General features: G+C 29.8%; 2 protein-coding genes. Both read right to left on the reverse strand.

Going from position 1 to position 2,872, the window contains the following annotated elements; translation table 11 throughout:
• Positions 1 to 130: 130 nt before the first annotated feature.
• A complete protein-coding gene (locus B4H39_RS03465; RefSeq protein ID WP_251423521.1) occupies positions 131 to 919 on the reverse strand; it encodes a ParA family protein in 789 nt (262 codons plus the stop codon).
• Between the two features lie 192 nt (positions 920 to 1,111).
• Entirely contained in the window at positions 1,112 to 2,461 is a 1,350-nt protein-coding gene (locus B4H39_RS03470; protein WP_251423518.1) for a replication initiation protein, read from the reverse strand.
• Positions 2,462 to 2,872 lie beyond the last annotated feature (411 nt).

Raw genomic sequence — 2,872 nt, forward strand, 5'->3', positions numbered from 1 at the left:
TTCTCATCGATGTCAAATGCCATAATATCTCCTTTTTATAAAATAATATATTTAAATTATATTTATAATGCATTTAAAATGCGTTTGAATTATATCTTAAATGTGTTTATATTTTTTTGGAAATCTCCATCTACTCACTTACTTTTTCAGTTATCTGTTCAAATGCAGAATTCAGTTTTTCAAAAAATGCTTTATTAGTTTTTGCAACATCTTTGTCCTTTTCCATTTGAACTAACGGGATGCCATCAAGAGTAGAACGATTAAAGAGTTCCTTTTCTGGAATCATTGCAATTGTGCCCTTATCCTGTGAAATCTTGTCAGAAAATTCTCGTGAAGATTTCGTGTTATGTCGAATTCTATTGCCAATAAAGTAAGGTAGAGCTGAAATATATGTTTCTCTTGTCCTTGCATCAATAACTTCGTCTCTAAAATTCTCTAATCTTTCCAAAAGAAGACTTTTTGACATATAACCATATTGGCTTGGTTCTATTGGACTAATAATATAATGACTTACAGCGATTGCATTTCTTGTTACAGTTTGAAAGTCTGGATGACAATCTATTAGAATAAAATCAAAATCTTTTATTCTATCAACATTATCTTCAAGCCACATCATCAACAATAAATCTTTATTATGTTTTTTGCTTAATTCTACCTCTAGCTCATCCAACATTGGAGATGCAGGAATAATACTTAAATTCTGATGAATTTGATGGATATTTACATCTTTGTTCACAAAAGCATTATAAATGGTCTCCTCATTTGTAAATAGATTGTACGTTTGACTTAAACTACACTGGTGGTCAGTATCAATAAGCAAAACATTATACCCTTGACTTGATAACCACTCCCCATAGTTAAATGTTATAGTAGTTTTTCCAACACCACCCTTTACTGCCGATATACTAATAATCCTCATTCTTATCATCTCCTTCTCAAATTATAATATAATTGCATTTACCATGTATTTATATTATAACTTAAATTGCATTTAAAATCAATTATAAATATATTGTTTTTTGCATTTTAAATATATTGTGAATATATTTAAATTTTGAATTCGCTTTGTACTTGACTTCAGTTGATAAAAAAAAAGAGTCAAACGACTCTATTACTTACTGTTCCAAGGACCATCCATAGGTATATAAAAATCTTTCGATTTATTCTTGTCAAAGATTACCTGGTACTCATTTCTGAAATAATTCAGATAAGCCCTATATTCTGAATATTTATCACCAAAAAGAACTGATGGTTTTAAGTTTCTTAATACTTCTGCGTTATCTCGCCACTCGAAAGCTTTCATTTCTTCAATCTGCATAAGCTCATCAACTGGTACGCCATTCTCAAGTAACGATAATATTGGCTTGAGTAAGACCTTATTTTCCACATCAAAATAGATACCCTCTCCGTTTTTAGGAACAAGTTCATAAATTTGTTTTTTAATATTATATTCAAAACGTATGCTGTGTAGATAGTTCAAGTAGTTAAGCACTGTCTTAGCATCTTCAAGAAATGGACTTCTCTTACCTTTGGGAGTATTTTTTACTACTGATGAAAGCTTATTTTTATGTGTCAAATCGCCATTGAAAGGGGTAAAAGTAAATTCAATAGAGTGAATTTTTCTCCCTGAGTAGTAGTATATGTAATCCAAATTTTTAATAATTTGTTCCCCCTCTGGAGTAGTCAATTCTTGAATTTCTTTAACAGCCTTGTCTAAATATTTTTTTCTATTCTTCCTGAGATCGAATAACTCATTTTTGTCTCTATGAACTTCCTCCTCTGTCTTTAATATCTTTAGAATTTTTTTGTCAAAATCATCAATACGCATCTTTGTTCCTTTTGGGAAGTTTCTAAACTCACTTATAAAGCGATATATGCGCTTTGAATATTTTGAGGGCAAGTTATTGTTTATTTCTCGATCATACTTAAGATGCTTCACTTTACTCCAGTCTTTAGAATTAATTAAATCATAAACATGTAAAGGCTCATTGATGATATTTCCTTGAGCATCTACTTGTTGAGGATTAATTTCTGCATTAGATATCGTTAACTTAACTTCCCTCTTAGTACCGTCAAAGTCAATAACACTAAAGATATTAATAGTCTTCCAAGATTTGGGAGTACCGTCTTCATTCGTATCTCGTACTTGATAGTATGCAAAATTTTTCAATGCATCATTCAGATGATACATTGCTTCTTGAAGTTTTTTGCCATTGTATAAACTTTTTTTCCCGTTTTTACGCTTAAACCATAATCCACCTAATTCAGCCAATTCTTGATAAGTAAATGTTACAGGTTCACCTTCCTTGTACCTATCTCGGAGTTCTCCCAATATAGCAAAAGTCATATTTTCACTTGTTGCATTAATATCTTCAGTTGAAAACATCTCTGGCAATTGTCGACTATACTTTATTTCTTGTCTAAACTTTTTATTTTCTTCTAGCTCGTCTAATAAATCCATGATTCATATACTCCTTCAAATTTCTTAAAAGTATTAAAAGTGTATTCGTTAATTTCAATCGTAAAAAAAGTGTACTTTTTTTGTCCCTTATATAGAAAAGAAGAGAAAAAATACTCATTTTTGGATTGAATTGTCTATAACATACAACTTTTTTACGATTAAACAATTATTTTTATATAATATACACCTTTTTTACGATAATGTCTAGAAATAAGTGCAACTTTTTTACGATTAAATAAATTTTTAGAGAGAGATACAACTTTTTTATTCCTTTATACACTTTTTTTACGACACAAACAACTTTTTTACGGACAAATGCAACTTTTTTACGATAGCTATGCACTTTTTTTACTCCTGTATGCGACTTTTTTACGATGACCATGCACTTTTTTTACTCCTGTATACAACTTT

Source organism: Lactococcus sp. UBA7128 (assembly GCF_002492185.1).
GTDB classification, from domain to species: Bacteria; Bacillota; Bacilli; order Lactobacillales; family Streptococcaceae; genus Lactococcus; species Lactococcus muris.

Coding starts and splice junctions, on each gene's coding strand:
- B4H39_RS03470 (WP_251423518.1), bottom strand. CDS start 2,461: ATGGATTTATTAGACGAGCTAGAAGAAAATAAAAAGTTTAGACAAGAA.
- B4H39_RS03465 (WP_251423521.1), bottom strand. CDS start 919: ATGAGGATTATTAGTATATCGGCAGTAAAGGGTGGTGTTGGAAAAACT.